Origin of the sequence: Sphingomonas sp. CFBP 13733 (assembly GCF_014841795.1) — a bacterium.
Lineage (GTDB): Bacteria > Pseudomonadota > Alphaproteobacteria > Sphingomonadales > Sphingomonadaceae > Sphingomonas > Sphingomonas aerolata.
The window spans coordinates 479214-505470 of the sequence record NZ_JACYUP010000001.1 but is presented as its reverse complement, the minus strand read 5'-3'; the positions used below and the strand labels follow the sequence as shown (position 1 = coordinate 505470).

The window sequence follows — 26257 nt, the reverse complement described above, 5'->3', positions numbered from 1 at the left end:
CTCACAAGCGACCCTATGCAGGAAGCCGGGGGGCTTGCAAGTTGAGAGCGCTGAGCCTTGCCATCGTTGGGATCGATTACCCGAACAAGCGCGGTCCGGGGCGCCGCTTCGAGCTTGAGATATGCCGCCCCGGCGAGCCAATCGAGCTACGACCCGAACCGAACAATCAATTCGACGAACACGCGATTGCGGTATTCTCCTGCCGCGGTGTCCAGCTGGGCTATCTGGCGTCCGAGCGAGCTGTCTTCATCGGAACGTTGTGGCGGCAGGGGCAACAGACTCGCGCTATCTTTCAAGCGCTAGAGGCGAAAGTCGGATGGCTCCGGGTTGCATTTGACGGCGAGGAGCCGGTTCTGCCGCCGCTTACTACCTCGAAACCTGCGGCAGGCGCCGATGGTTTCTGGCCTGATGAGATATATCCGGATGATTAAATAGGGCGCTCCCTACTTTTGGATTGACGCAGTAGGGTAAATCCTACAGATTGATTCCAGCAGGCCATCCCGGCTTGTCGGGAGACGATCGTGGCCGAGCAGGCTTCCACAGACTGGATCGAGTGCGATGGGACGGGGTGCCCTGTCTCGGATCTTGCACGCGTCCATGTGCAGTTTCGGTTTGATCTTGACCGCCGCACAGCGGAACTTGCGAACCCCGCCATCGGCGTTCCGGCGCATGTCTATAGTGACTGCTGGGTCCATCAGGGGGCCAAGTCTGACATCGTAGCTTGCCGGGTGGTCGCGTAATGGCGCTGCCGCGCAAGATCCCGAAGAAGCCCAAGCGCGCCAGTCGCTGGGTCTCGCTGCGCCATCGGACATTCGTGGCCTCGTATGCGTGCTGCAAGTGCGGCTCGATGAAGTCCGTCGAGGCAGCGCACGTCCGCATCGGGTCGGGCGCTGGCGGTGGTCAGAAGCCGGATGACTGGCGCACCGTAAGCCTCTGCTTTGCCTGTCACAGGGGGCCGCACGCTGACGCGCAGCACACCATGGGCGAGCGGTCGTTCTGGGCTGGCGTCGATTACGAGCGCCTTATCGCCGAGTTTATTCAGGCGAGCCCGCTGCGCCGCGAGATTCTGACCGCGCAGGCCGAGCGTGCGCTGGGCGTCGCAGCATGACCGGCCCGACCATGACCTGCGATCCCGATCTCGACTCCGCGATCGCCGAGTTTCGCTATGTCGCGCAGCGCCTGCGGACGCTCGACCAGCAGATGCTGACCGCCGCAGTCGACCGCTACAAGCACTTTGCCGCGATCAAGCACGAGCGGGCCGAGCTGTGGGCGAACCTGCGGGGCAAGGCTGAGAAGCTGCAGCTTGTGCCCGAGGATCACCACCTCGGCGCCCGCGCGCTGCTGCTGGTCACCGAGGTCGCGTGGATCCTCCATGCCCGCACCCGCCGCAAGCCGACCCCGGCGATGATCAAGGCGATGGTGCGCGACATGGGCGAGCTCGCCGAGCGCGAACGCGTCGAAGCCGAGGCCGACAAGGTCGAGACGGAATTCCGCATGCGGACCCTCGCTGTCCGCGTCTCGGCCGCTGAGGCCGTCACCCGCTACATCGAATTGAGCGCCGCATGACCTATGCCGCACGCCCGCGCCCCATGGGCGAGATCCTTGGCCGCCAGCCAGCGCGGATCCTCGTCACCCCGTCGAAGACGCCGAGCGCCTGGTACGGCGCGATCCGCGGCGCGGTGAAGAACGGGTTCGGCGATCACAGCATCACCGGAGGCGCGCGGTTCACCGAGCAGCAGAACGAGGCGCTGATCAGCCGCGGCATGGATATCCTGACCGCGGAAGCCATGACGGTGCAGCGCAACGCGGGCGACCACGAGATCTGCAACGGCACCGGCCTCCCCGGGGTCTACCAGTTCGAGTGCCCGGTCCTTTCGCGCCGCGCCGATGGCCGGGTCCGCGTCATCGCCCCCAGCGGTGCGGAGAAGCTCGTCGAAGGCGACGGCTGGACCAGCCCGCGCCGCTCGCGCCGCAGGATCACGTCGTGAGCTACCTCGACCCGGCTGGCGCGGCCACGCGCGCACCTCTTCCCCCAATCCCCGATCTGATGGGCGTCGTCTCCGCGGAGACCCCGATCGACCTGATGATCGCCATTCTCACCCTCGGAGATCGCCCGTGAACTGGACCAACATCATGCACGGTGCCGGCTGGATGAGCCTCTTGGCCATCGCCATCATCGCAGGCGTCATCTTCTTCGAGGACGTCTATCGCCGCTGGCCCCAGATCATGGCCGCGCTGCGCGGCAACGATCGGCCCGGCTTCGTGCCCCTGTCCCCGACTGCCTCGGTCCGCCCCCTCCGGACTCGTCACACCTCGCTGCTGATCGTCGAGGCCGATCCCCAGCTAACCCGCAAGGCGTCCTAAAATGGATCTCAGCACCCTGATCAGCGACGCCGTTGCGGCGAAGATGACCCCCGAATTCATCGAGAAGGAAGTCGCGACCCGCGTCGACAAGCTGATCGTCGAGAGCGTCGACCGCGCGCTGCGGTCGTACAGTGATACCGGCAAGCTGATCGAGAAGGCTGTCGAAGACGCGTTGCGCGTCGACCAGCTGGATCTGCCCTCCTACGGCTCGACCGTGCTGCAGATCCTGAAGACCCAGATCGAGGCGACGGTCGCCCCGCTCGTCGCCGGCCGCCTGTCCGCAGACATGCAGGAGCTGCTCAGCCTGGCGCCCAAGTCGATCAAACTAAGCGAGATCGCCGACGAGATGCGCAAGGAGCACGAGGGCGGGGACTCGTACGGCAACGTCATCACCGTCGAGGTGAAGCACAACGAGTATGGCAGCACTTGGATCTATCTGGATGAGGAAACCCATCACGAACGCCGCGCTGATACGGAAGCGTCGCACCGCCTGCTGATCGGCAAGGACGGCATCATTTCGGGTGGCTGGCTCGACAAGCGCCCGCTGAAGGACACCGGCCACATCGGCCGCAGCTACGGCCTTTCACAGCGGCTGCGTGCCTATGTCGCCTGCGGTACGCAGATCATCATCGACGAGGACGCCGTCTGCACGTCGGTCGGCGACTACTGATGGCCTCCGAACCACTTCGATCCGATTCACCCCGCACCGACTGGCCCGAGGCCGTCCGTGCGCAGGTTGAGATCTGGCAGGGCGTCGCGGCTGCGGCCTCTCATATCGCGCACGCCCGCCGCACGATGTTCCTAGCCTATGTCGCTGAGGGCTTCGCCGAAGCGCAGGCCCTCGAACTCATCAAGACGATGTGATCGGCATGAGGATGCACAGCCAGATCGGCCGCAACTCAGCCGGCCCCCGCGAGAGCCAGCGTGTGCTCGACCAAGCCGAGGTCCTCGGCCGCCGCGACCGCCTCATGCACCAGCCGCCATCCGCCGAGCGCAGCGCCGCCCTGAGCACCATCCGCGCCCAGCTGCGCAGCATTGATCGGAGAGTTTCCCGTGGCTGATGATGCCGAAAGAATAAACGACGTGGCCCAGGCCATGCTTGAGGGCAGCATCCGCACCGCGCGCGCGCTGATCCCGAGTAGCGTCGCCGGTGAGAGCCGAGAATGCGGCGATCGAGCAGCGAATACTGGCAGCGTGAGCCCGGAGGACAAAAAACGTACTGCGAAGGCCGTTGCAGGCCGCCGTACCGTCACGCTGTTTCGAAAAGATCGCGGCACGATACTGTGGTGGAGATACTCAGCCCGGAATGCCCCAGTTGGCATCCTCGTTAGCGGCCTTGGCCGTTCGAACAAGATGCTCGACGTAGTTCTGAAAAACCGGAACTGTAAACGTGACGAGCGTCGGTTCGCCCTGTGGCTCCTTGAACGTCAGGACGACGAACCGGCTGCCTTCCTCGTCAAGTACGAGTCCGGCCTCCATCGCACCAGTGCCGCTGGGAGTGATGATCGTCGCTGCCATGGTAGTGCCTCTGTGGTCGTCCAAAGAGCGGCTTTAGCGCCGCGGAACCGCCGCGTCAGCGTCCGTCGAGATTTACGCTGCGTCGGCGGCCGTTTGCGACGCGCCGCGGTCATTGGCAGCAACAGCTGTTTTAGTCGCGGATACGACACGAGTTGTACCGCCTCGCGCCTTCGTCCTGCGATATTCCAGATAAAGTGCAATCAAAGAAAACATGACGACCTCGAGACGATTCCTGCTGGATGGCAGGACAGGCTCGGCACATGTGACGGCTCGCTAGGCACTTCAAATGCGATTAATCAAATCGCCGTTGCGCCAATCGAAAACGCACATTGTCACCCCACCACGGGAATGTCGTCAATCAGGGCGGCGAGCGAACCGTCTTTGAAGGTGTGCGGTCGCACAATTCTATCAGGAAGGGAGATTTTTAGATGGCGCTGTTCAAGCGGCTTCATAGCCCGAACCTTTTGGGCCATTAATAGCAACGACCCCTCGAACAGAAGCTCGTTTCCTTCGTCGTCTTTTTGCGCTGCTGGCATCCGCACCAATGTTGCGGCCTCGGTCCACGGGAAATCCATTTATTGTATTCCTAAAAACGTCCCGCGTTTGGTCATCATACCACATCGGCGCCGCTATGCCATTGATCATACAAAGGATCGGAGACGGCATATTTCGCCGGTGAACACTCAGCACCGTAACACGCTGCACCTCGTGGCGTGCAGTTGACATGGTGCGCTTATCGCCCCGGAGGGCGGGCCTTGTTCATGCCACCCAAAAACCCTCACCGCTGGGTCCCGCAGCCGCTGGTCTCGCCGTGAAAGCTCACTTTACAGATCAAGAAGGACAGAACCGATGAGCGCAGCTCCGTATTGGCCGCGCATGCTCAAGCGGGCGAACGCCGCGAAATACTGCGAGCTCACGCCGCAGCAGTTCGACGCGGAGGTGTTCGCCGGCCGGCTGCCGGGGTCGGTCGCGATGTCGGGCGGGCCGCGTTGGGATCGCGCCGCACTCGACGCGAGCCTCGACGAGATGTCGAGTGGGGCCAACGACTGGCGGAAGGATCAGCCGGGCCTTGCCGCATGACCTGCCTAAATATGTGAAGCGAGTGCGGTCGAAGGGCCGCGAGTACTTGTATTTCGACACTGGCAAGGTGGTCGACGGCAAGCGCCTGATGACGCGCCTGCCGCCGCTGCGGTCAATGGAGTTCGGGGGCAGTTACGCGGCGCTGATGGGCCACCGCAACCGGAAGACGAAGGCGACGCTTGTCACGGTCCCGGTTCTCGTCGACATGTACCAGCGCGGGGCCGCTTACGGCGCCTTGGCCCCGTCGTCGCGCAAGCTGTACGACATCTACCTTCGCCGCCTCGAGCGCGCGCTGCCGACCGCCCCGGTCAACGGGGTCACCCGCGGCGACATGCGGACGGTGCTGGACAAGATGGCCGCGACGCCGGGCGCGGCAAACGCATTCCTGCGGACGAGCGGCGCGCTATTCGCCTGGGCCGTCGATCGCGAGCATATCGCGAAGAACCCGTGCGACGGAATCACGATGATGGATGGCGGGGAGCACGAGCCTTGGCCGCCGCATGTCCTGCGCGCGGTACTCGCGGCCCAGGACCCCATCGTACGGCTGCTGGCGCATCTGCTCTACTACACCGCGCAGCGTCTCGGCGACGTGCTCAAGATGACATGGTCGGATGTTGCCACCGATCGCGTTGAGGTCCGCCAGGACAAGACGAAAAAGCGCTTGAGCATCCCACTCCATAGCGCGCTAAGCGCGGAGCTTGCGAAGCACGAGCGCGTCGAGGGCGCGATATGCCGGACGCCGCGCGGCGCGCCGCTTCGGGACGACAATGCCCGGAAGATGCTGAAGGCTTTCTCGGCCGCCGCCGGCGCGCCCAGCGTGCCGCACGGCCTGCGGAAGAACGCCGTGATCGCGTTGCTCGAGGCCGGATGCTCAACAGCCGAGACTGCATCGGTCAGCGGCCAATCGCTGCAGATGGTCGAGCATTACGCCCGACAGCGCAACCAGTCGACGCTCGCCGATGCCGCCCTTGCGCGGTGGGAGAGCAAACCGTGAACTTACAAACAGTGGAAAACTCTGCTCGCGACTCGCGCAATTCCGCCAACTCGGGTTATTTGTCAATTAACCCGACAAGATCGAGGGCCTCGAGCAAGGCACGATGCGCGGCCTCGATCCGGGCGACAAGCGCCGCGTCGCCAATCGCATTCGCGTCGATCGTCTTGGGCCAGTGCGCGGTGACGAGGCCGGCGATACGGTCGAGGCTGGCGTGATCGACGAGGAAGCGGGGATCGACCGTCCCGGGATCGGCGACGACCCGCAGGCGCAGACAGGCGGGGCCGCCGCCATTGGCCATCGATTCGCGGACGTCGACAATTTCGAGCGCGCGGATCGGTCCGTTGCCCGCGACATGCTCGCCCAGCCAGCGCCAGACCGGTGCATTGCCGCGCGCTTCCTCGGGCAGGATCAGCGTCATGCCCGCAGCGCGCGAGACGAGCTGCGCGTTGAAGAGATAGGAGCTGACCGCATCCTCCAAGCTGACGCGGGCGCGGGGCACCTCGACAATCTCGACCGAGGGCATCTGCCGTCGCAGATCCTCATAGAAGCGGTCGGCGTCGGCAAAGGCCTGCTCGTGCGTGAACAAAACGGTTTCGTTTGCGACGGCGACCACGTCGTTGTGGAACGCGCCTGCCGCGATCGCCGCATCCGACTGGCGGACGAACAGGGTTCGTGCGGGGTCGAGCCCGTGCCGGCGCGCGATCGCCTCGCTGGCTTCGCGGTGCTGGCGCGCGGGGAACGGGCCGCCGGCTTCGCCATAGACGAAGATTTCGATGCCCGGTGCGCCGTGGGTTTCGCACAGCCGCATATGGTTGGCCGCGCCCTCGTCGCCGAACGGTAGCGGGACGGGCGGGTGCACCGCGAAGGCCGGGTCGGCGAAGGCGATACGCAGCTGCGCGAGCGTTGCTGGCCATTCGTGGCTGCGGTGCGGCATCGTGCCGAGGTTCGCAACGCTCAGGTGGCAGCGCCCGTCCGCGGTATCAGGGGCGGGCGATACGGTGGCGGCATTGGCTGCCCACATCGCCGAGGCCGACATCGCCTGGGCCTGCAGATGCCTTGGTGCGTCCGCATACCGGGTCGCGAGCGAATCGAGCCAGCGATAATCGGGGCGGCGGTGGGGGAGGAGGATCCCCTGCACCAGCCCGAGGTCGAGGTTCGCGCGCATCTTCGCGATCCCCTGCAGCGCAGCGGCGCGAGGCCGTGCGACAGCGCCTGCATTGCGGGTCGCGGCCAGATTGCCGGGGCTCAGCCCTGCGTAATTGTGGCTCGGACCGATCAGGCCGTCGAAATTGATCTCGACGAGGTTGGCGCCGCGCATCAGAGGCGCGCCACGTGGAGGACGGATGCGCCTTCGCTGACGTCCAGCGCCGCCGCGCAGCCTTGCGAGAGGGCGATGCCATCGGCCACCGGGCGGATATCGCCGAACGCACACCGGAAGTCGGCCAGCGTGCCCGTCGCGACCAGCGCTTCGGTCGTGACGTCGCTGGCGGGCAGGGTGTCGGCGATCGTCACGACCTGGGCCGTGCGCGCATCCGCGATCGACCGGACCTTGTCGGTGCGCGCGGTCATCGTCGGCCCGCCGTCGAAGATGTCGACATAATTCTCGAATGCGAACCCCTCATTCTCGAGCATCCGCATCGCCGCCCGGCCGGAGGGGTGCGGCAAGCCGATCGCCGCGCGTGCGCTCTCGGACAGCATCGCGGTGTAGATCGGATGCTTCGGCATCAGATCGGCGATGAACTGATGCCCGTTGATCGCATTGAACTGGTCGGCGTCCTGGAAATTCATCCCGAAGAACCGCCCCGCCAGACCATCCCAGAACGGCGAACCACCCGCCTCGTCGATGATCCCGCGAAGCTCGGCGAGGATCCGGTCGGCGAACCGGGCGCGATGCGCCTTGATAAAGAGATAGCGGCTGCGCGCGAGCAGCAGGCCCAGCCCGCCGGCCCGCTCGCCCGGATGCAGGAACAGCCCGCCGACCTCGCTCGAGCCTTCAAGATCGGTGGCGAGGCTCAGCATGTCGGCGCGGAAGGTTCGCGAGAGCTCGCGGCTGTGCTGCGTCAGCGTGCCGATCCGGTAGCTGTAGAAGGGCCAGCTCTGACCGACATGCGTGAACAGCTGACACGTGCCGCGGACCTCCCCCGTCTCGCAATTCTCGAGGACAAGGACGAACAGTTCGTCGCTGACCACGCCGTCTTCGGCGGGCGCGGTCCGGGCGAAAGCGGCGTGGCTGCGTTCGAGCTTGGCGCGCAGCGCGCGGCGATCGGGGGGCAGGTTGGTAAAGCCCCCACCGGTCAGCTTGGCCATCTCGTACAAGGGCTGGAGGTCGCTATCGACCGCCGCGCGGATCCGGAAACTCACAGATGCGTCCTCATAAGCCGTTCTCGCAGATTCGCAGGATGGTGACCGCGGACAGCGCCGCCCGCTCGGTCAGACTCTCGGGGATCATGAATTCGTCCGGCGAATGGATCGCGCCGCCGCGGACCCCCATGGTGTCGACGACCGGCACGCCCGCGGCCGCGATGTTGTTGCCGTCGCACACGCCCCCGGTCGCTTTCCAGGCGATGTCCAGGCCCAGGTCCGCGCCGCTCGCCTTGACCAGCGCGAACAATTGCGCGGCCCCCGTATCGATCGGCTTGGGCGGACGATTGAAGCCGCCATGGACCGCAATCTGGACGTCATGCTCGGCCGCCACCGTCGCGACGACGGCGTCGATATGCGCGCGGGCCTGGGTGATGTCCTCGCGCGTCGCCGGGCGGAAGTTGATGCGAAGAACGGCGACGTCGGGAACGACGTTGTTGGGTCCGCCGCCATCGATCCTTGCGGGATTGACGGACAGCCCGGGCCTGCGGACCTTTGACAGCCGGACCGCGATATCGGCGGCCGCAACCAGCGCGTTGCGGCCCTCCTCGGGATTGCGGCCGGCGTGTGCGCTCCGGCCGCGGACGGTGATCGAGAAATTGCCCGTGCCACCGCGTGCGCCAGCCAGCGTGCCGTCGGCAAGCGCCGGCTCGTAGGTCAGCGCTGCAATCTTCCCTTGCGCCGCGCGAGCGAGCAGGGCGGCAGACGAGAAGGAGCCGGTCTCCTCGTCCGAGTTGATCACCACGTCATAGCCGATCCGTCGACCCAGCGGGCTGGCCTCGATCGTCTTGAGCGCGGCCAGCATCACCGCAAGCCCGCCCTTCATGTCGGCGACGCCGGGTCCGTTGATCGTGCCATCCGGCAGATTCCGCAATGTCTGGAACATGTGGTCGCGCGGATAGACCGTGTCCATGTGACCGGTGAACAGCATCCGCATCGCGGCATCCGGGCGAACGCGAAGATGGAGATGCCGGCCGTGGTCCAGCGGGTTTACGGTGCCATCGATCGCGACGCTATCGGCCGGTTTGGGCTCGACGAGTGTGATATCGCCGGGAAGACACGAAAACGCGTCGGCGAGCAGCCCCGCCATCGTCGCCAGCCCCTCAAGGTTGCGCGTGCCGCTGTTGACCGCGGCCCAGCGCTCCACCTGCTGCAGCATCGCGGCCGCATCAAGCCTGGCGACCGCGCCTGTTTCGTCGTGCGAAAGTCCTCTCATCCCCCGACCCTAGCCTCGCGCGGCGCGGGGGGGAACCGTCAGAAGCTGTAAACCAGCGCGGCACGGCTGGTCGTGTCGGTCGTCATCGATCCCGCCGGCGGTTCGCTTTCATATTGAACGGCATAGGACAGCGACGCCGATAGCGGACCGATCAGTTTCGCGGTCAGCGACGTGGTTCCACCGAGCGTGCTGTTGAACCGCTGGACATAGGCGGATGCGACCTGAGTGACCGACAGGCCGTTAGTGATCCGCCAGCTGAAGTTCAGCGTCCCGCGCCCGGCGATCGCGCTCTGGTTGGTGTTGTCGGTGAAGTCGGTGTTCCGATATGCCGGCCCCAGTTCGAGATCGAGCTTGGTCCTTGCCGATTTCAGCACGCTGTACCCGCCGCCGACCGAGACTGAATAGCGGTTGTTATAGCCGAGGAACCGATCCCCTTCATACTGCGCTGCGCCATAGATATAGGCGCGGTCGTCAATCTTGTAGTTGGGTTCGTAGGACGCGAGATAATGCTCTCGCACGGCGACATTCTGATTTTCCTGGTAATCCGCCTGGGCGTGGAACTTCTGGCGCCAGCGCAGGCCTTCGCGGGTCAGGTCGACGACCGCAGTACCGCCGGCCGTGTCCGAATTACCGGTGGTGAGATAGCCGCCGACTTCCGCCCGGCCACTCCAGAGGTCGAGGAAGCTGGCCTGACGGATGACCTGTGTGCGTTGGGCGGCGCGATCGGCCTTCCATTTTTCTGCGATTGCCAGAACCGCGTCGCCGCTGAGCGGGTCGGCCGCGCGGGCATATTTGACGATCGTCGAGACATCGCTCTCGTTACCCGCATCGAGTGCGGCATCGAGCATCGCCCGGATATTTTCCGGAATCATCACGGTCTGGGCGATGGCGGCCGCGGGGGACAATGCCGTCACCAGGAGGCCGGCGAGAAGCGGGAGACGGAAACAGCGCATAATCGGGTCAAAATCGCGACAGGAGGAGGGGCTGGATCGGCACACAGCGTTCCGTAGCGTCACCACGCCGCGTTGGGAACGGTTCAGCGCGGTCCGCTTGCGCCGAGATGTGGCGCGAAGGCGGCCAGCACCTCCTCGTAGAGGCGTTTCTTGAACGGAACGATCACTGCGGGGAGTTCGGCGGGGTCGATCCAGCGCCAGGCGTCGAATTCGGCATGCTCGGTGTCGATCGCGATATCCCCGTCACCGCCGTGGAAGCGGTAGAGGAACCAGCGCTGCCGCTGGCCGCGCCAACGGCCCTTCCAGACCTTGCCGAGAAGTTCGGGGGGAAGATCGTAGACGAACTCGCCCGGGGCCTGCGCGATCAGCGTGACCTTGTCGGGCGAGACGCCGGTTTCCTCGCCCAGTTCGCGAAGGGCCGCGGTCTCAGGGTCCTCGCCGGGGTCGATCCCGCCCTGCGGCATCTGCCACGCGTCGAGCGTCGAGTCGCTGCGGCGGCCGACGAACACCCGGCCCGCTCCGTTGATCAGCATGATGCCCGCGCAGGGACGATAGGGCAGGGTGGTCGGATCGGTCATCCCTGCCCATTCGAGTGTTTCCTGACCGTCCGCAAGCCCGAAGACGGTCGAGCCGCGCCACGCGATCATGCATCCTCCGAAAGGACTCCGCGTTGAGCGCAGGACATGGTGGTCGCGTATGATAGGAGCAGGGGGATGAGGCGGACCTTGGTGAAGTGGCGGGGTTTGTCCGCGCCGTCGACGATCGGCGCGGATCAATCGTGCGGTCGGTCGCGATGATCCATGTCGTCCACCATCCCGATTATGTGACCCCGGCGCCCGCCCGGTCGACCTATCGCTGGAACAAGAATGGGCTCATCCGCGATCTGCTGCGCGCGCATGGCAGCGCGGTGGCCTGGCACGAGCCGCGCGCGACGCCGCGCGAATGGCTCGAGGCGGTCCATGAGCCGGGCTATGTCGCCGAGGTTCTTGAAGCCCGCGTGCCGCCCTTGAAAGAACGCAGGATCGGTTTTCCGGTCAGCGCCGCCGTTGCCCGCCGCGCCGCGATCGTTCCTGACGGCACCTGGGTCGCAGCAGTCCTCGCCTTGCGCCACGGCTTTGCCGCCAACACCGCGGGCGGCAGTCATCATGCGCTTGCCGATACGGGCGCGGGCTATTGCGTGTTCAACGATCTCGCCGTCGCTGCGGTCCGCCTGGTCGAGGAGGGCAGCGTCGAGCGGGTCTTGGTGGTTGATTGCGACGTCCATCAGGGCGATGGCACCGCCGCTCTGCTCGCGGGCCGGCCGGGGATCGCCACCTATTCGATCCATGCGGACAAGAACTTTCCGGTTCGAAAAGCGCAGTCGACGCTCGACGTACCGCTGCCTGACGGCGTCGACGATGACCAGTATCTGGCGACGCTGGAAGAGACGCTGGTCCCGTTGCTCGATTCCTTTGGCGCGGACTTGATCCTGTATCAGGCTGGGGTGGATCCCTTTGCAGGAGACCGGCTCGGCCGGCTGTCGCTGACGCTCGACGGACTGGTACGACGCGAACGCCTGATCGCGCGGCTGGCGATCGAGCGCGGCATCCCGCTCGCGAGCACCGTCGGCGGCGGCTATGGCGACGATGCGCTCGCCATTGCCGAGCGCCATGTCACTGCGCTCATGACACTTGGTGCGGCATTCGAGGATGCCAAGGGAACCGCAATGGCCTCCAAAGTGTAGCAGCAGGCGATGACAACACCCGTACTTCTCTGGCTTCGCCAGGACCTTCGCCTGCATGACCACCCGGCGCTCGTCGCCGCCACGCAGGAAGGGCCGGTGATCCCCGTCTATATCCTCGACGACGACGCGCCCGGCGACTGGGCAATCGGCGGTGCCCAGCGCTGGTGGCTCCATCACAGCCTCGAGGCGTTCGCCAAGTCGCTCGACAAGAAGGGCTCCCGCCTCATCCTGCGGCGGGGCGATGCGGTTGCGACGCTGCAGTCGCTGATGACGGAGACGGGCGCGGAGCGGGTGTTCGCGACACGCCAGTATGAGCCATGGTGGCGCAAGGCCGAGGATGCGCTCGGCGACGCGATCTGCCTCCATGATGGCAACCAGCTGGCTCGGGTCGAGAGCGTCACGACCGGAGCAGGCGGGCAGTTCCGTGTCTATTCGTCGTTCTGGAAAGCATTGTCGCAGATGATGCCGCCACCGGAATCGGTGGCGATGCCGCGCAAGATCGATGCGCCGGAGACGTGGCCGGAATCGGACGCGGTGGAGAGCTGGAAGCTGTTGCCGACCAAGCCCGACTGGTCGGGTGGCTTTTCCAACTGGCGCCCCGGTGAGGACGCCGCGCGGAAGGCGGTGGCGCGGTTCGCGGACGTCGCCGACGATTACGACCACGACCGCAACAGACCCTCGACCGAGGGGACGTCCCGGCTGTCCCCGCATCTTCATTTCGGCGAGATCAGTCCTCGCCAGGTCTGGCATGCCGTCTCGGGACACGGCGACGGCGTCACGACGTTCCGCAAGGAAGTGGCGTGGCGTGATTTCACGCAGGGCGTGGTGCTGGCGCTCCCCGATTATGCCCGCCGCAACGGAAGGCCGGCGTTCGATGCGTTGCCATGGCGCACCGGCAAGGCGGCGGCGTCCGATCTGAAAGCGTGGCAGACCGGTCGGACAGGCTATCCGATCGTTGATGCAGGGATGCGGCAGCTCTGGGCGACGGGCTGGATGCACAATCGCGTCCGGATGATCACGGCGAGCTTCCTCGTCAAACATCTGCTGCTCGACTGGCGCGAGGGCGAACGCTGGTTCTGGGACTGTCTGGTCGACGCGGACTACGGCAATAATTCAGTCAACTGGCAATGGGTCGCGGGCACGGGGGTCGATTCGAACATGTTCGGCCGGATCATGGCGCCGCTGTCGCAATCGGAAAAATTCGATGCGGGCGACTATATCCGCCAATGGGTGCCCGAGCTCGCCGGGGTTACGGGCGACGCGATCCACGACCCGGACGAGTCCGGGTGCCGGCCGCGCGACTATCCCGCCAAGATCATCGGTCACCGCGAGGCACGCGAGCGCGCGCTGGAGGCCGGGCGGCACGCGCGCTGACGCCTTTTGGCACGCGCCTCTTTCCTAGGTGGCGACGCTGTTGCATGGAGCGCCGCGATGACCGCCGCCCATGCCTTTGACGACGCCGCTACAGGGCGCGCAACCAGTGCCGCACGCCTGACCGCGCCGCTATTCCACCGCCTGCTCGACCGGATCGATGCAGGGCTCGAGAGCGGCGGTATCGAGGCGAGCTTGCCTGACGGCACCCGCCGTTTGCTGGGAGGGCGTGCACCCGGGCCGATGCCGATCGTTACCGTCCATCGCTGGCGGGCATTGGTAAGGCTGGCAACGGCCGGATCGGTCGGCTGGTATGAAGGCTGGACCGCGGGCGACTGGTCGAGCCCGGATCCGGTCCCGTTGTTCGACCTGTTCATGCGCAACCGTATATCGTTGGGCCGGACGGCGCGATCGGGTGGGGTTGCGCGACTCTCGGCTCGTGCATGGCACTGGATGCGGCGCAACCACCGGACGGGATCCCGGCGCAACATCGCCGCGCATTATGATCTCGGCAACGATTTCTACGAGACGTGGCTCGATCCCAGCCTGACCTATTCGAGCGCGTTGTTTGCCGAGCCGATCAGCGAGGCCGAACCGCTCGAGCGCGCCCAGACGACGAAGCTCCAGGCCATCCTCGACAGGACGGGTACGCAGCCCGGTGATCGAATCCTCGAGATCGGCTGCGGCTGGGGGTCCTTCGCGACCCTGGCCGCGCAGTCCGGTGTCGACGTGCACGGCCTCACCCTGTCGACCGAGCAGAAGCGACAGGTCGACGCGCGGATGGCCGAGGCAGGGCTGACCGGGGTGACCGTCTCGCTGACCGATTACCGCGACGTCGTCGGCACTTATGACGCGGTGGCCAGTATCGAAATGGTCGAGGCGGTGGGTGAGGCCTATTGGCCGGCCTATCTCGACGCTGTCGCGCGAGCGCTGAAACCCGGAGGCCGTGCCGCGCTTCAATATATCACGATCGACGATGCGATCTTCGATGCCTATTCGACGAGCGTCGACTTCATCCAGCGCTACATTTTTCCCGGCGGCATGCTGCTGTCCGAGCCGCGGTTCCGCGCCCTGGCGGGGGCACGCGGGTTGATATGGGAGGATCCACGCAGCTTCGGCCTGCACTATGCCGAGACATGCCGGCGTTGGCGGGTCGCTTTCGACGCCGCCGTCGCGCAGGGGCGCCTGCCGGCACGGCTCGACGCGAAGTTCGTCGCGTTGTGGCGCTATTATCTGATGTATTGCGAGGGCGGGTTCCGCGGTGGCGGTATCGACGTCGCACAGGTGACGCTGGTGAAGCGACGCTGATCGTCCGCCCCGCAAGGGAAGGATTTAGGCGACGCGCTCGAAATGGCCGGGTTCGAACCCGTCGACAGCCAGCGCGACGATGCGGTCGGCGACGACCTGCGGATCCTTGACCGAGTTCGGATCCTCGCCCGGATAGGCGCGTGCGCGCATCTTCGTACGGGTCGCGCCGGGATCGACGATCGCGGTGCGGATGCCGCTGATCTCGGCCATCTCGTCCCCGTAAGCGTCGAGCAGCGTCTCGAACGCCGCCTTCGAGGCACCGTAGAGCCCCCAATAAGCGCGCGGCTTGCGGCCGACGCTCGACGTGACGCCGATCACGCGCGCCGACTTCGCCCTCTTCAGCATCGGATCGAACGCGGCGATCATCGCCGCCTGCGCGCTGACGTTGAGCGTGAGGACCTGCGCCATTTCCTTCGGATCGATAGCCGGGACCGACGACAGCGATCCCAGCATGCCCGCATTCAGCACGAGGATGTGGAGCGCATCCCAGCGATCCCCGATCGCACTTGCGAGCCGGCCGATCGCTTCGCTCTCGGCGAGGTCAAGCGGCGCAATCGTCGCGGACCCGCCGGCGTCGTGGATCGCCGTCTCGACCTCTTCGAGGCCGCCCGGCGTGCGCGCGGTCAGAACTACATGCGCGCCCTTTGCAGCGAGCGCGATCGCGGTGGCGGCGCCGATGCCGCGGCTTGCACCGGTGACCAGCGCAAGCCGGCCTTCGAGAGGCTTGTCGGTCATTCTAGCTCCAGGACTTGTCAGATGACGCGTTCGGCGAGCATCGCGAACTGATCGACCTCGGCGCCCTCGTCATGATCGGTCAGCGTGGTCGGGTAATCGCCAGTGAAGCACGCGTCGCAATATTTCGGTCGGATATCCGCGCGCTTGGCCTCACCGAGCGCCTTGTACAGCCCGTCGATCGAGATGAAGTTGAGGCTGTCGGCGTGGATGAAGCCCGTCATGCCGCCCAGATCGAGCTTGGCCGCGAGCAGCTTGGCGCGCTCCGGCGTGTCGACGCCGTAGAAGCAGGAGTGGCGGGTCGGCGGGCTGGCGATGCGCATATGGACTTCGGCTGCGCCCGCCTCGCGCATCATCTGGACGATCTTGAGCGAGGTCGTGCCGCGGACGATCGAATCATCGACGAGGATGACGCGCTTGCCCTTGATCAGCGCACGGTTGGCATTGTGCTTCAGCTTCACGCCGAGATGGCGGACCTTGTCGCCCGGCGAGATGAAGGTGCGACCGACATAATGCGAGCGGATGATCCCGAGCTCGAACGGAATCCCCGATTGCTGTGCATAGCCGATCGCCGCGGGGGTGCCCGAGTCGGGGACCGGGATGACGAGATCGGCATCGACCGGCGATTCGATCGCGAGCTGCGCGCCGATCGCTTTGCGCACCGAATAGACCGAATGGTCGTCGACGATCGAATCGGGGCGCGAGAAATAGACCCATTCGAAGATGCACGGCCGCGCCGCCATCGGCGCGAACGGGCGGATCGAGCGGATTTCGGACCCCTGGACGATCACGAGTTCGCCCGGCTCGACCGCGCGGACGAAGGTCGCGCCGACGACGTCGAGCGCGACCGTTTCGGACGCAAAGATCACCGCGTCGCCAAGCTTGCCCATGACGAGCGGCCGGATGCCCAGCGGATCGCGGCAGGCGATCATCCCCTCGGGCGTCATCACGATGAGCGAATAGGCACCCTCGACCTGCTTCAGCGCGTCGATGAAGCGATCGAGCAGCGTGCGATAGTTCGACGTCGCGACGAGATGGATGATCGTCTCTGTGTCGCTGGTCGACTGGAAGATCGAGCCGCGACGCACGAGCTCGCGACGCAGCCGCATCGCGTTTGAGATATTGCCGTTATGCGCGATCGCGAAACCGCCCGTCGACAACTCGGCGTACAGCGGCTGGACGTTGCGGAGCGCGGTCTCGCCCGTCGTCGAATAGCGGACATGCCCGCAGGCGACCGTGCCCGGCAGTGCGCGAATCACGTCGTCGCGATCGAAGTTCCCGGCGACATGCCCCATCGCGCGGTGCGTATGGAAATGCGCCCCATCGAACGTCGTTATGCCGGCGGCTTCCTGCCCGCGATGCTGCAGCGCATGGAGGCCCAGGGCGACAAGCGCCGCCGCGCCGTCGGTGGCCGAGACGCCAAACACCCCGCATTCTTCACGGAGTTTGTCGTCATCATAAGGGTTTGTGGTCAGCATGCCGGGTCTCACGTCGTGCGGAGCATGCCCTATAGTCGCGGTTCACACGTTTGTCGCCTCCTTGTAATAACATTGCGCAATGGGTTTGATCTCTCGCGTCGCTTCGCGCCCGCTTTCTGGTATGTCCCCGGGCATGACACACAGCCGCGACACGGGCCTGACGCTCGATCCGAAGTTCGATTCCTCCGGCCTGCTGACGGCGGTCGTCACCGACCGCGTGTCGGGCGATGTCTTGATGGTGGCGCACATGAATGCTGATGCGCTGGCGCAGACCCAGGCGACCGGCGAAGCGCATTTCTGGTCGCGGAGCCGACAGGCCTTGTGGCGCAAGGGGGAGACGTCGGGCAATGTGCTGCGCGTCGCCGAACTCCGGATCGACTGCGACCAGGACGCGATATGGGTGATCGCCGATGCCGCGGGCCCGGCCTGTCACACCGGCGAACGTACCTGTTTTTTCCGGCGTATAGAGGGTGATGGCCTGGTGACCGCCGAATGAGCCACTGGCGTGGCGGGCTCATGCTCCTGCTGTCGCTGCTGGCCGGATGCGACGGTGCGTCGACCAGCATCACCAATACCGAAAGCACGCCCGGTTCGCGGCTCGAGTCGGCGGCGCGGAGCGCGGGTATCGTTGGTGATCCCGGTGCCGCGCTTCAGGGCTCCTGGGCGCGCGATACCGACCGGATCTGCATCATCGGGACCGAGCGGGTCAGCCGGATCGGCGTCAGCGTCGATTATGGCGAAGCTCAGAGCTGCGCTGCATCGGGGACAGTCGAGCGCTCCGGCGAGCGGCTGCAGATGACGTTCGGCAAATGCGCATTCGATGCGCGGTTCGACGGGGATCGCATCACGTTCCCCGCCGACATGCCCGAAGCGTGCGAAGCGCTGTGTGCGGGACGTGCCTCGCTTGCCGCGGTGACGGTCGATCGGTTGAGCGAGTCGCGGTCCGAGGCGGCCACGCTGCGCTCGAAGGCGGGCAAATTTCTATGCCGAGATTGACGTTGACGTAAACGAGAGCTAAATGTTCCGGCATGGCGACCAGAGCATCCCCGGCAGAACGGGCATCTCCCGAATCCTATGCGGTGATCGAACCGCGGCATGATCGCGACGATTTCACGATATCGGATCTGTCGAGCGAGTTTGACGTGACCGCGCGCGCACTTCGCTTCTACGAAGACGAAGGGCTGATCGCGCCCGAGCGACGCGGCACGCAGCGTATCTACTCGCACCGTGACCGCGCACGGCTCGCATGGATCCTGCGCGGCAAGCGTGTCGGCTTCAGCCTTGGCGAGATTCGCGAGATGATCGACCTTTACGACGTCGGCGACGGGCGTCGTGCGCAGCGTCAGGTCGTGATCGAGCGCAGCCAGTCGCGGATCGCGCTGCTGACCGCCCAGAAGCGGGATATCGACGCCGCCATCGACGAACTCACCAATTTCGTGGCCCTTCTCGAAGTCGGCCGCGCCAATGACCAGCAAGGATAGACCATGCCCCAATATACGCCCCCCGTCCGCGACACGCGCTTCGTCCTCGAACAGGTCGTTGGCCTCGACCGCTACAGCAACCTGCCGGGCTTCGATGCGGCATCCCCCGACGTTGTCGACGCGGTGCTGGAAGAGGGCGGCAAGTTCGTCGCCGAAGTGCTGTTCCCGCTCAACCTGTCGGGGGATCAGCAGGGCTGCACCCGCCACGAGGACGGCTCGGTCACGACGCCCGACGGCTTCAAGGAGGCGTACAAGCAGTATGTCGAGAGCGGCTGGGCTACGCTTGGCAACCAGCCCGAATATGGCGGGCAGGGGATGCCGCACGTAGTCTCGACCGCTTTCCAGGAATACATGATTTCGTCGAACATGGCGTTCGCGATGTATCCCGGCCTGACGCATGGCGCGATTGCCGCGCTGGTCGCCAAGGGATCGGACGAACAGAAGGCGATGTACGTGCCGAAGATGGTGTCGGGCGAATGGGGCGGGACGATGAACCTGACCGAGCCGCAGTGCGGCACCGATCTGGGCTTGATCCGTACCAAGGCCGAGCCGCAGGCGGACGGGTCCTATGCGATCACCGGTACGAAGATCTTCATCTCGAGCGGCGAGCATGACCTGACCGAGAACATCATCCACCTCGTCCTCGCCAAGACGCCGGGCGCGCCGGACAGCTCGAAGGGCATCTCGCTGTTCGTGGTGCCGAAGTTCCTCGTCAATGCTGACGGGTCGCTCGGCGATCGCAACGGCGTCACCTGCGGGTCGATCGAGCACAAGATGGGGATCCACGCCAACTCGACCTGCGTGATGAACTATGACTCGGCGACCGGCTGGCTCGTCGGCGACGAGATGAAGGGCCTCGCCGCGATGTTCATCATGATGAACGCGGCGCGCCTGGGTGTCGGCCTGCAGGGGCTGGGCGTGGCCGAGGTCGCGTACCAAAATGCGGTGCAATATGCGCAGGACCGTCGCCAGGGCCGCGCGCTGACCGGGCCGAAGGAGCCGCAGGAGAAGGCCGACTCGCTGTTCGTCCATCCTGACGTGCGCCGCATGCTGATGGAGGGCAAGGCGATGACCGAGGGGTTGCGCGCGCTGATTCTGTGGACCGCGCTGCAGGGCGATCTCGAGCATAACGCCGCGACCGAGGAAGAGCGTCAGCTGGCGGGCGACATGATCAGCCTGCTGACCCCGGTCATCAAGGGCTATGGCACCGACAAGGGCTATGAGATCGCGACCAACGCGCAGCAGGTCTATGGCGGTCATGGTTACATCGCCGAATGGGGCATGGAGCAATATGTGCGCGATGCGCGGATCGCGATGATCTACGAGGGCACCAACGGCGTGCAGGCGATGGATCTGGTCGGTCGCAAGCTGGCGCAGAACGGCGGTCGCGGGATCCAGGCGTTCTTCAAGCTGGTCGCGGACGACGTCGCTGCCGCGAAGGGCGACGCAGCCACCGCGGGCTTTGCCGAGGCGCTGGAAAAGGCGAACGGCCAGCTTCAGGCGGCGACGATGTGGTTCATGGCGAACGGCATGAAGAACCCCGAGAATGTCGGCGCCGGTGCGGTCAGCTACATGCATCTGATGGGCATCGTCGCGGTCGGCGCGATGTGGCTGCGGATGGCGGTTGCCGCGACGAAGCTGAAGGCGGCCGGTGAGGGCGAGGCGGCGTTCCTCGACGCCAAGCTGATCACCGCGCGTTTCTATGCCGAGCGGATCCTGCCGGACGCGGGCGCGCTGCGTCGCAAGATCGAGGGCGGCGCGGAGTCGCTGATGGCGCTGCCCCCGGAGATGTTCATGGCGGCGTGATCGCCATCCTCAAGGCGTGAAGGGCGCGGGCATCGGGATATTCTCCCGCGGCCCGCGCCCTTTTTTTGTCCATGTCACTCGGACAAAAAAGGGGAGCCGTTGCCGGCTCCCCTGTCGCTCTATCGATGGTGGTCCGGTCAGAAGCTGACGCGGACACCGGCGTAATAGCGGCGGCCGAGCGGATCATAGGTGCCCGCATCGGTATCCTGGCCGGCCGACGCGCCGATATCGGCGAGGTATGGCGGCTTGTTGTTGAGCAGGTTGGACCCGCCGACATAGAATTCGAAGCCTTCGCCGGCCTGGAAGCGGAGCTGCGAGTCGAGGTAGAATTGCGGCTTCACGCGGTAGTCGGGGTTGCTGCCCGGGCGGGCGCCCGTCAGCTGGTCGTCGAGGCTTGCCTGGCTGATCCATGTGCCCGTCATCGTCAGTCCGACGCCGTCGATGTCGTATGACGCGTTCGTCGTGAAGCGATCCCGCGACGCACCGATCTCGCCGGCGAAATAGTCGCGCTCCGAACCCGGCAGCGGCACCGTGAACCCGCTGATCAGGTGAGTGTAGGACACCTTCATGCCGAGCGTCCCGCCAAGCCCGAGGCTCTCGAGATTCTGGCGATAGGCGACGGTCGTGTCGATACCCGACGTCTTGATGCCGCCGCTGTTGAGCGGGCTGCTGTTGACCTCGTCGAGCGAACCGGCGCTGTTCGCACCCTGCGCGGCAGCGCGGCGCACCACCAGATTGCAGAAGTCCGAGTCTTCCGCGTTGTAGCACTGGTTGAGGATGAACTGCAGCGGCGTCGTGGTGATCGCACCCTTGATCCGGATGTTGAAGTAATCGACCGTCACGACCAGATTGCGCAGCGCATCGATCGACCGGGGGTTGACGACAACACCGGCGGTGAACGAGTCACCCTTCTCTTCCTGCAGGTCAGGATTGCCGCCGGCGAAGCTGGTGATGCCCTGACGATCCGCCTGTCCGATCGTGAACTGACCATTCTGTGCGATGTTCGCGGCAACACCGGGGGCTGCGCGGCAGTTGACGGCGAGCGTGCCGGTCGCGGCCGCGGTCACGCCTGCGCAGGGGTCGACCAGACCATTCGGGAAGTCCTGCTGGTTCGGCTGGAACAGCTCGTTGATGTTGGGGGCGCGAACCGAACGCGCCTGCATCACGCGGAAGCGGACGTCCTCGATCGGCGCCCACTCGCCGCCGTAATTGTAGCTGTAGGTCGTCCCGATCGTCGAATAGTTCGACACGCGGATCGCACCGCGGACCGACAGCGAGTGGAAGAACGGGCGATCCTGGAGCAACGGCACGATCGTCTCGGCGAAACCCTCGATCAGGTCGAAGCTGCCGCGCGTGGACGGCAGTGCGTTGTTACCATTCAGGCCCTGCTGCGTAAGAAGATCGAACACGTTGCTGCTCGTCTCGCGACGATATTCGGTGCCGATGCTGACGCCGACCGGATCCGCGCCGAACAGCGAGAACAGCTTGCCCGAGACGTTGGCGCCGCCAACCGTCTGCGTGACCTTCGTCGACAACGTCGTCGGCACCGCGAGGTACGAGGCGGCAGGTGTCAGTGCGCCCGCGCCGTAGATGTTCGCGGGAATGCAGCCGGCTGCGCGTGCGGCGGGATCGGCGCAGACGATCTGGCCGCTCGTCGGATCGCGATACGCATTGAGCGCCTGCGTGAAGTTCAGGCTGTTATACTGGCCGTTGCCGGTCTGGTTCTCGACCGTCTGGCCGTAGATGCCATAAACCTCGTAGTTGAAGCGGTCCTCGAGGAACTTGCCGTTGGCGCCGCCCGCAAACCGGAACAGCTCTCGGCTCGACGAGCTCGTGCGCGGACCGAAGTCGTTGAGGCGACGATCGAAGCTGATGTCGCGAAGACCATCGCCGTTCGTGTCGGTGGCAGCGTTGAAGATCGCATCCGGCACGAACGGATTGCGGTACTGAACACCACCAACGATGCTCTCGATCGCGATCTGGCCGTCATTGGGAATATCGACGAGGTCGGAGCTCAGCGGGAACGCTTCGATGACCGTCTTGACCTTCGTCTTGGCGTAGTTGCCCTCGACGAACAGGTTGAGCGCTGGCGAAACTTCGAAGTTCGCACGACCCGCAGCGGTATAACGCTCAACGGGCACCGCGAGATAGCGGAAGTCCGAGCGATTAAACCCAGGCGCGTCGGGGCACGCGGCGCTTGAACATTCGAAGAGTGAACCATCGGGGTTGTAGCTGAAGCCGCGACGGTTGTCGCCGGTACCCGTGACATAGCGTCCCTGTGGCGCAAAGCCCGACAGCAGCGTGCTACGCGTAAACAGGTCGGCATCGTTACCGGTCGTCAAGGCGAGGCTGCTCGAATCCACCGCGCTTGAACCCGCCTCGGTGAAGCGATCCTTCTTCAGCACGGTGCCCTGCTTCGAATAGCCGCCGAACAGCATGATATTGCCACGGCCATCGGCGAAGTTCTTGCCGACCAGCGCGTTGACCTGGCGATCGGCGCCATCGCCATATTGCGAAATGCCCATCTGGCCGTCGAGCTGGATGCCTTCGAACTTGGTCTTGTAGATCATGTTGACGACGCCCGCGACGGCGTCCGAGCCATAGACCGCGGACGCGCCGCCGGTCAGGACGTCGACGCGCTCGAGGAACTGCGTCGGGATGACGTTGAGATCGACTGCGCTGCTGCCGGGCAGACCTGCGACGAACCGGCGGCCGTTGACGAGGACTAGCGTGCGGTCGTCGCCGAGGTTGCGCAGATTGACCGTCGCCACGCCCGCGCCCTGCGTCGCAAAGCTCGAATTGGTGCGGCTGACGCCCGGGGTGCCGAATGCCGGATTCTGGAGCAGGACGTCCTGGACGTTGATCGCTCCGGCCTGCTGGATCTGCGCGATGCCGACGCTCTGGAGCGGCGAGGCGGCGGTGGCCGACGGCGACGCGATGCGCGAGCCGGTCACGACGATCTCGTCTGCCGGCGCTTCTGCAGCACCCTGCGGGTTCTGATCCGTCGCGGCCTGGGTCGGGGTTGCCGGCTCCAAGGCCTCTGCCTGAGCGGCTGCCTCGGGCGTGGCCGCAGGCGTCGCCGGCGCGGTTTGCGCGGCAGCGGGGAGCGTGGAAACCGCAACGAGGAGGCTCGTGGCGAGCAGACTGCGACGATAGGCTGGGGTCATTTAATACTCTCGACTGAAACATTCCGCCGAAGGGGCAAAGCCGCTGACCTTCGTCGATGCGCCGCCGTTAGGCCGCGCGGCGCGGCCCGATCCACTCGATTGAGACGAATAGGATCGTTTTTTTACAATGTGTTTCATCCTTGCAACAGTCTGGAGGGATTGGGTTTCCAGCGCCTCGGGCTGACGCGCCGGAGCCGCCAAGCGTGCAGGTGAGGCACCCGATCAGCCGCATGCGATTTCCCGATCGCCGTCTTCCCCCGGGGGGCGCTGTTGGCGTAGACGGAGCCATGGCGGTTACCGTGTTTCCCGATCCCGTTGCGAAGAGTGTCTCCGGGACATGACGGTCCCCGGAACATGGGCGACCGTTCTGGCGGGCGTTGCGACGCTGCTGCTGCTCGGGCTTGGCGGGCTGCTGCTGTTCCTGGGATTGCGCGCGCGCGCCGGGGTCGCGACGACCCTTGCCGAGAATGCGACGATGCGCGCGTTGCTCGATGGGTCGCCAGCCGTCGCGACGGTCGTCCGCTCGGATGGACGAGTGGAGATGCCGCAGCGGATGGCGGACTGGCTGGGTATTCCGGCGCCACGCTATCTGATGGATCTGGCGGGTCAGGAATCCGGGCTCTCACCCGAGGATGCTGCCGCGCTGACCGCCGATGTGACTGCTGCACAGCGTTCGGGCCGGCCCTTTGTTCGTGCAGTCCGCCCCGTCGGTTCGACGCGGGCCATCACGTTGCGCGGCGCGCGTGCGCCCGGCGCGATGGGGGCAACTGGCAGCATCCTGATCTGGGCGTTCGATGCAACGGACAGCGAATCCGAGATCAAGCGCCTCGGCACCGAGACGGCGCGGCTTGGTGCCGCCTATGAGGCGCTGACCGGGCTAATCGAAGCAGCGCCGCTGCCGATGTGGTACCGGGCGCGCGATCTCAGGCTGTCGATGGTCAATTCCGCCTATGTCGCGGCCGTCGAGGGCCAGGATGCGCAGGACGTGGTCGCGCGCGGCCTCGAACTCGTCGAGGGATCGGGGCGCGGCGGGCCGCTGGCTGGTGCCGCCGCCGCGCGCGAGCAGGGGCGGCCGCACCAGCAGGTCCTGCCCGCGACGATCGACGGGGCCCGTCGGTCGCTCCAGATCTATGACGTGCCGCTCCCGACCGGCGGGGTGGCGGGCTTTGCGATCGACATCGAGGATCTCGAGCAGGCGCGCTCGGGCGCCAAGCGCTTTGCCGAGGCGCAGCGGGCGATGCTCGACCGGTTGTCGGCGGGGGTCGCGCAGTTCGGTGGCGACCGCGGCCTGGTCTTCTGCAACCAGCCGTTCCGGCGCATGTTCGCGATGCGGGCGGAGTGGCTCGCCGACCGTCCCGAATTCGACCGCGTGCTCGAACGGATGCGCGAAGCGGACAGGCTCCCGGAGGTCCGCGACTTTCCGGCATGGAAGGCCGAGCGTCGCGCATGGTTCATGCAGACCGGGACCATGCCGAACGGCGGCGCGAGCGAGGAGATCTGGCACCTGCGCGGCGGTACGCATTTGCGCGTTGTCGCCCAGCCCTTGCCCGATGGCGGGCTGTTGCTGATCTTCGAGGACCGCACCGAGCATGTCCAGCTCGCCAGCGCGCGCGACACGCTGCTGCGCGTCCGTACCGCCACCTTCGACAACCTGTTCGAGGCGCTCGGCGTGTTCGCCGCCGACGGCCGGCTGCAATTGTGGAATAACCGATTCAGGGTGCTGTGGGGCCTCGAAGAGGAATTCCTTGCGGGTCATCCGCGTGTCGACGTCTTTGCCGATGCGGCCGCGGGCAAGTTGATGACGCCCAACCGGTCGGCGCTGATCCCCGATCTCGTGCGATCGGCGACCGCCGGACGGCAGCAGCGCGGGGGCCGCGTCGCCTTTGCCGACGGCCGGCATTTCGAATTTGCGGGCGTCCCGCTGCCCGACGGCAACGCATTGTTCACGATGCTCGACATTACCGACAGCCGGCGTGCGGAGCAGGCCCTGCGCGAACGAGCGAACGCGCTCGAGGCGGCGGACAAGGTGAAGACGGCGTTCGTCGCGAACATGAGCTATGAACTTAAGACGCCGCTGACGTCGATCAGTGGTTTCGCCGAGATGCTGCACGGTGGCTATGCCGGGCCGATGAGCGAACAGGCCGGGGGGTATCTCGAGGCCATTCTCGAATCGGTCGAGCGGCTCGGGCTGTTGGTCGACGACGTGCTCGACCTGACCCGGACCGAGAGCGAGAGCACCGAGATGGTGCGCACCGATGTCGAGCTGGCGGTGGTCGCCCGCGCCGCGGCAGGTTCGATCCAGGCCACCGCGCGGCGCCGCAAGCTCGACTTCGCGATCGAGATCGGGCGCTCGACCGGGCGCATCTGCGGCGATCCCAAGCGATTGCGCGAGATCGTCGAGCATCTGCTGCGTCACGCAGTGGCCGGTACGCCCGAGGGGGGGCGGATCCTCCTGCACGCCGACGGTAACGCGACGCATGCACGGATCGTCGTGTCGGATGACGGCGCGGGGATGAGCGCGGAAGGTGTCGCGCATGCGTTCGACCGGTTCGCCGAATCCAAGACGATCGGCGATCGTGCGCTCGGGCTCGGCCTGCCGCTCGCCAAGCAGTTCGTCGAGGCGCATAACGGCACGATCGATCTCGTATCCGAACCCGGAAACGGCACGCTGATCACGGTCGAACTGCCGCGGAGATGATCATCGC

General features: G+C 65.7%; 29 protein-coding genes. 18 read left to right on the top strand and 11 right to left on the bottom strand.

What is annotated here, in order from left to right; all coding sequences use genetic code 11:
- Positions 1 to 41 precede the first annotated feature (41 nt).
- The 8 genes from IFT71_RS02060 to IFT71_RS02030 all read left to right on the top strand — a co-directional run bounded on the left by IFT71_RS02060 (position 42) and on the right by IFT71_RS02030 (position 3228).
- Complete coding sequence (locus IFT71_RS02060; protein WP_192070214.1) at positions 42 to 431, top strand: HIRAN domain-containing protein; 390 nt, start codon at positions 42 to 44, stop codon at positions 429 to 431.
- Positions 432 to 739: 308 nt separating this feature from the next.
- Positions 740 to 1108 carry a DUF968 domain-containing protein gene (locus IFT71_RS02055; protein WP_244648728.1) on the top strand — a complete coding sequence of 123 codons (369 nt, stop codon included), beginning with the start codon at positions 740 to 742 and terminating at the stop codon, positions 1106 to 1108.
- Positions 1105 to 1566, top strand: coding sequence for a hypothetical protein (locus tag IFT71_RS02050; protein WP_159510825.1), 462 nt, complete (start codon positions 1105 to 1107; stop codon positions 1564 to 1566). Before IFT71_RS02055 ends, IFT71_RS02050 begins: the two co-directional genes overlap by 4 nt.
- Positions 1563 to 1988, top strand: a complete 426-nt coding sequence (locus IFT71_RS02045) for a hypothetical protein (RefSeq protein WP_192070212.1) — start codon at positions 1563 to 1565, stop codon at positions 1986 to 1988. Before IFT71_RS02050 ends, IFT71_RS02045 begins: the two co-directional genes overlap by 4 nt.
- Entirely contained in the window at positions 1985 to 2119 is a 135-nt protein-coding gene (locus IFT71_RS21670) for a hypothetical protein (RefSeq protein WP_274602293.1), read from the top strand. The genes IFT71_RS02045 and IFT71_RS21670 overlap by 4 nt, the downstream gene beginning before the upstream one ends.
- The gene (locus tag IFT71_RS02040) at positions 2116 to 2364 is read left to right on the top strand and encodes a hypothetical protein (RefSeq protein ID WP_031441195.1); all 249 of its coding nucleotides are present in this window, start codon (positions 2116 to 2118) and stop codon (positions 2362 to 2364) included. The genes IFT71_RS21670 and IFT71_RS02040 overlap by 4 nt, the downstream gene beginning before the upstream one ends.
- 1 nt (position 2365) lies before the next feature.
- Entirely contained in the window at positions 2366 to 3034 is a 669-nt protein-coding gene (locus tag IFT71_RS02035) for a hypothetical protein (protein ID WP_192070211.1), read from the top strand.
- The gene (locus tag IFT71_RS02030) at positions 3034 to 3228 is read left to right on the top strand and encodes a hypothetical protein (protein WP_192070210.1); all 195 of its coding nucleotides are present in this window, start codon (positions 3034 to 3036) and stop codon (positions 3226 to 3228) included. Before IFT71_RS02035 ends, IFT71_RS02030 begins: the two co-directional genes overlap by 1 nt.
- A gap of 35 nt (positions 3229 to 3263) precedes the next feature.
- Here IFT71_RS02030 and IFT71_RS02025 read toward each other — a convergent pair whose 3' ends face one another.
- The 3 genes from IFT71_RS02025 to IFT71_RS02015 all read right to left on the bottom strand — a co-directional run bounded on the left by IFT71_RS02025 (position 3264) and on the right by IFT71_RS02015 (position 4457).
- A complete protein-coding gene (locus IFT71_RS02025) occupies positions 3264 to 3482 on the bottom strand; it encodes a hypothetical protein (protein WP_192070209.1) in 219 nt (72 codons plus the stop codon).
- Positions 3483 to 3660: 178 nt separating this feature from the next.
- Positions 3661 to 3882 carry a hypothetical protein gene (locus IFT71_RS02020; protein ID WP_146163707.1) on the bottom strand — a complete coding sequence of 74 codons (222 nt, stop codon included), beginning with the start codon at positions 3880 to 3882 and terminating at the stop codon, positions 3661 to 3663.
- 332 nt (positions 3883 to 4214) lie between these two features.
- Entirely contained in the window at positions 4215 to 4457 is a 243-nt protein-coding gene (locus IFT71_RS02015) for a hypothetical protein (protein ID WP_192138965.1), read from the bottom strand.
- A 274-nt stretch (positions 4458 to 4731) separates the two neighbouring features.
- On the opposite strand from IFT71_RS02015, the gene IFT71_RS02010 reads away from it, so the two are divergent.
- Complete coding sequence (locus IFT71_RS02010; RefSeq protein WP_037527986.1) at positions 4732 to 4962, top strand: hypothetical protein; 231 nt, start codon at positions 4732 to 4734, stop codon at positions 4960 to 4962.
- 46 nt (positions 4963 to 5008) lie between these two features.
- Positions 5009 to 5956 carry a site-specific integrase gene (locus IFT71_RS02005; protein ID WP_192070208.1) on the top strand — a complete coding sequence of 316 codons (948 nt, stop codon included), beginning with the start codon at positions 5009 to 5011 and terminating at the stop codon, positions 5954 to 5956.
- 55 nt (positions 5957 to 6011) lie between these two features.
- Here the strand turns inward: IFT71_RS02005 and IFT71_RS02000 are convergent, their stop codons facing one another.
- The 5 genes from IFT71_RS02000 to IFT71_RS01980 all read right to left on the bottom strand — a co-directional run bounded on the left by IFT71_RS02000 (position 6012) and on the right by IFT71_RS01980 (position 11064).
- Complete coding sequence (locus IFT71_RS02000) at positions 6012 to 7274, bottom strand: N-succinylarginine dihydrolase (RefSeq protein ID WP_192138964.1); 1263 nt, start codon at positions 7272 to 7274, stop codon at positions 6012 to 6014.
- A complete protein-coding gene (locus IFT71_RS01995) occupies positions 7274 to 8317 on the bottom strand; it encodes an arginine N-succinyltransferase (protein WP_192138963.1) in 1044 nt (347 codons plus the stop codon). Before IFT71_RS01995 ends, IFT71_RS02000 begins: the two co-directional genes overlap by 1 nt.
- 10 nt (positions 8318 to 8327) lie before the next feature.
- Positions 8328 to 9533 carry a hydrolase gene (locus IFT71_RS01990; RefSeq protein WP_192138962.1) on the bottom strand — a complete coding sequence of 402 codons (1206 nt, stop codon included), beginning with the start codon at positions 9531 to 9533 and terminating at the stop codon, positions 8328 to 8330.
- A 38-nt stretch (positions 9534 to 9571) separates the two neighbouring features.
- Positions 9572 to 10447, bottom strand: coding sequence for a DUF481 domain-containing protein (locus IFT71_RS01985; RefSeq protein ID WP_342212568.1), 876 nt, complete (start codon positions 10445 to 10447; stop codon positions 9572 to 9574).
- 122 nt (positions 10448 to 10569) lie between these two features.
- A complete protein-coding gene (locus tag IFT71_RS01980; RefSeq protein ID WP_166747531.1) occupies positions 10570 to 11064 on the bottom strand; it encodes an RNA pyrophosphohydrolase in 495 nt (164 codons plus the stop codon).
- Between the two features lie 215 nt (positions 11065 to 11279).
- Between IFT71_RS01980 and IFT71_RS01975 the strand changes: the two genes are divergently transcribed.
- The 3 genes from IFT71_RS01975 to IFT71_RS01965 are packed head-to-tail and all read left to right on the top strand — an operon-like array spanning position 11280 to position 14888.
- Positions 11280 to 12209, top strand: a complete 930-nt coding sequence (locus IFT71_RS01975; RefSeq protein ID WP_192139247.1) for a histone deacetylase family protein — start codon at positions 11280 to 11282, stop codon at positions 12207 to 12209.
- A 9-nt stretch (positions 12210 to 12218) separates the two neighbouring features.
- Complete coding sequence (locus tag IFT71_RS01970; protein WP_192138961.1) at positions 12219 to 13583, top strand: cryptochrome/photolyase family protein; 1365 nt, start codon at positions 12219 to 12221, stop codon at positions 13581 to 13583.
- A gap of 57 nt (positions 13584 to 13640) precedes the next feature.
- The gene (locus IFT71_RS01965; protein ID WP_192138960.1) at positions 13641 to 14888 is read left to right on the top strand and encodes an SAM-dependent methyltransferase; all 1248 of its coding nucleotides are present in this window, start codon (positions 13641 to 13643) and stop codon (positions 14886 to 14888) included.
- A gap of 24 nt (positions 14889 to 14912) precedes the next feature.
- Here the strand turns inward: IFT71_RS01965 and IFT71_RS01960 are convergent, their stop codons facing one another.
- On the bottom strand, positions 14913 to 15623 hold the full coding sequence (locus tag IFT71_RS01960) for an SDR family NAD(P)-dependent oxidoreductase (RefSeq protein ID WP_192138959.1): 711 nt from the start codon (positions 15621 to 15623) through the stop codon (positions 14913 to 14915).
- Between the two features lie 17 nt (positions 15624 to 15640).
- Positions 15641 to 17098 carry an amidophosphoribosyltransferase gene (gene purF, locus IFT71_RS01955; RefSeq protein WP_037527979.1) on the bottom strand — a complete coding sequence of 486 codons (1458 nt, stop codon included), beginning with the start codon at positions 17096 to 17098 and terminating at the stop codon, positions 15641 to 15643.
- Between the two features lie 133 nt (positions 17099 to 17231).
- Between purF and hisI the strand changes: the two genes are divergently transcribed.
- From hisI to IFT71_RS01935, 4 genes are read left to right on the top strand one after another with little or no spacing between them, the layout of a single operon-like run.
- Positions 17232 to 17594: a phosphoribosyl-AMP cyclohydrolase gene (gene hisI / locus IFT71_RS01950; RefSeq protein ID WP_031396541.1), complete on the top strand. Its 363-nt coding sequence runs from the start codon at positions 17232 to 17234 to the stop codon at positions 17592 to 17594.
- Positions 17591 to 18094 carry a hypothetical protein gene (locus IFT71_RS01945; protein ID WP_236559005.1) on the top strand — a complete coding sequence of 168 codons (504 nt, stop codon included), beginning with the start codon at positions 17591 to 17593 and terminating at the stop codon, positions 18092 to 18094. The genes hisI and IFT71_RS01945 overlap by 4 nt, the downstream gene beginning before the upstream one ends.
- A gap of 32 nt (positions 18095 to 18126) precedes the next feature.
- Positions 18127 to 18579 carry a MerR family transcriptional regulator gene (locus IFT71_RS01940; protein ID WP_192138958.1) on the top strand — a complete coding sequence of 151 codons (453 nt, stop codon included), beginning with the start codon at positions 18127 to 18129 and terminating at the stop codon, positions 18577 to 18579.
- 3 nt (positions 18580 to 18582) lie between these two features.
- Positions 18583 to 20385, top strand: coding sequence for an acyl-CoA dehydrogenase C-terminal domain-containing protein (locus tag IFT71_RS01935; protein ID WP_192138957.1), 1803 nt, complete (start codon positions 18583 to 18585; stop codon positions 20383 to 20385).
- 137 nt (positions 20386 to 20522) lie between these two features.
- Here the strand turns inward: IFT71_RS01935 and IFT71_RS01930 are convergent, their stop codons facing one another.
- A complete protein-coding gene (locus tag IFT71_RS01930) occupies positions 20523 to 23552 on the bottom strand; it encodes a TonB-dependent receptor plug domain-containing protein (protein WP_192138956.1) in 3030 nt (1009 codons plus the stop codon).
- A gap of 337 nt (positions 23553 to 23889) precedes the next feature.
- On the opposite strand from IFT71_RS01930, the gene IFT71_RS01925 reads away from it, so the two are divergent.
- The gene (locus tag IFT71_RS01925) at positions 23890 to 26250 is read left to right on the top strand and encodes a PAS domain-containing sensor histidine kinase (RefSeq protein WP_192138955.1); all 2361 of its coding nucleotides are present in this window, start codon (positions 23890 to 23892) and stop codon (positions 26248 to 26250) included.
- Positions 26251 to 26257: the final 7 nt, after the last annotated feature.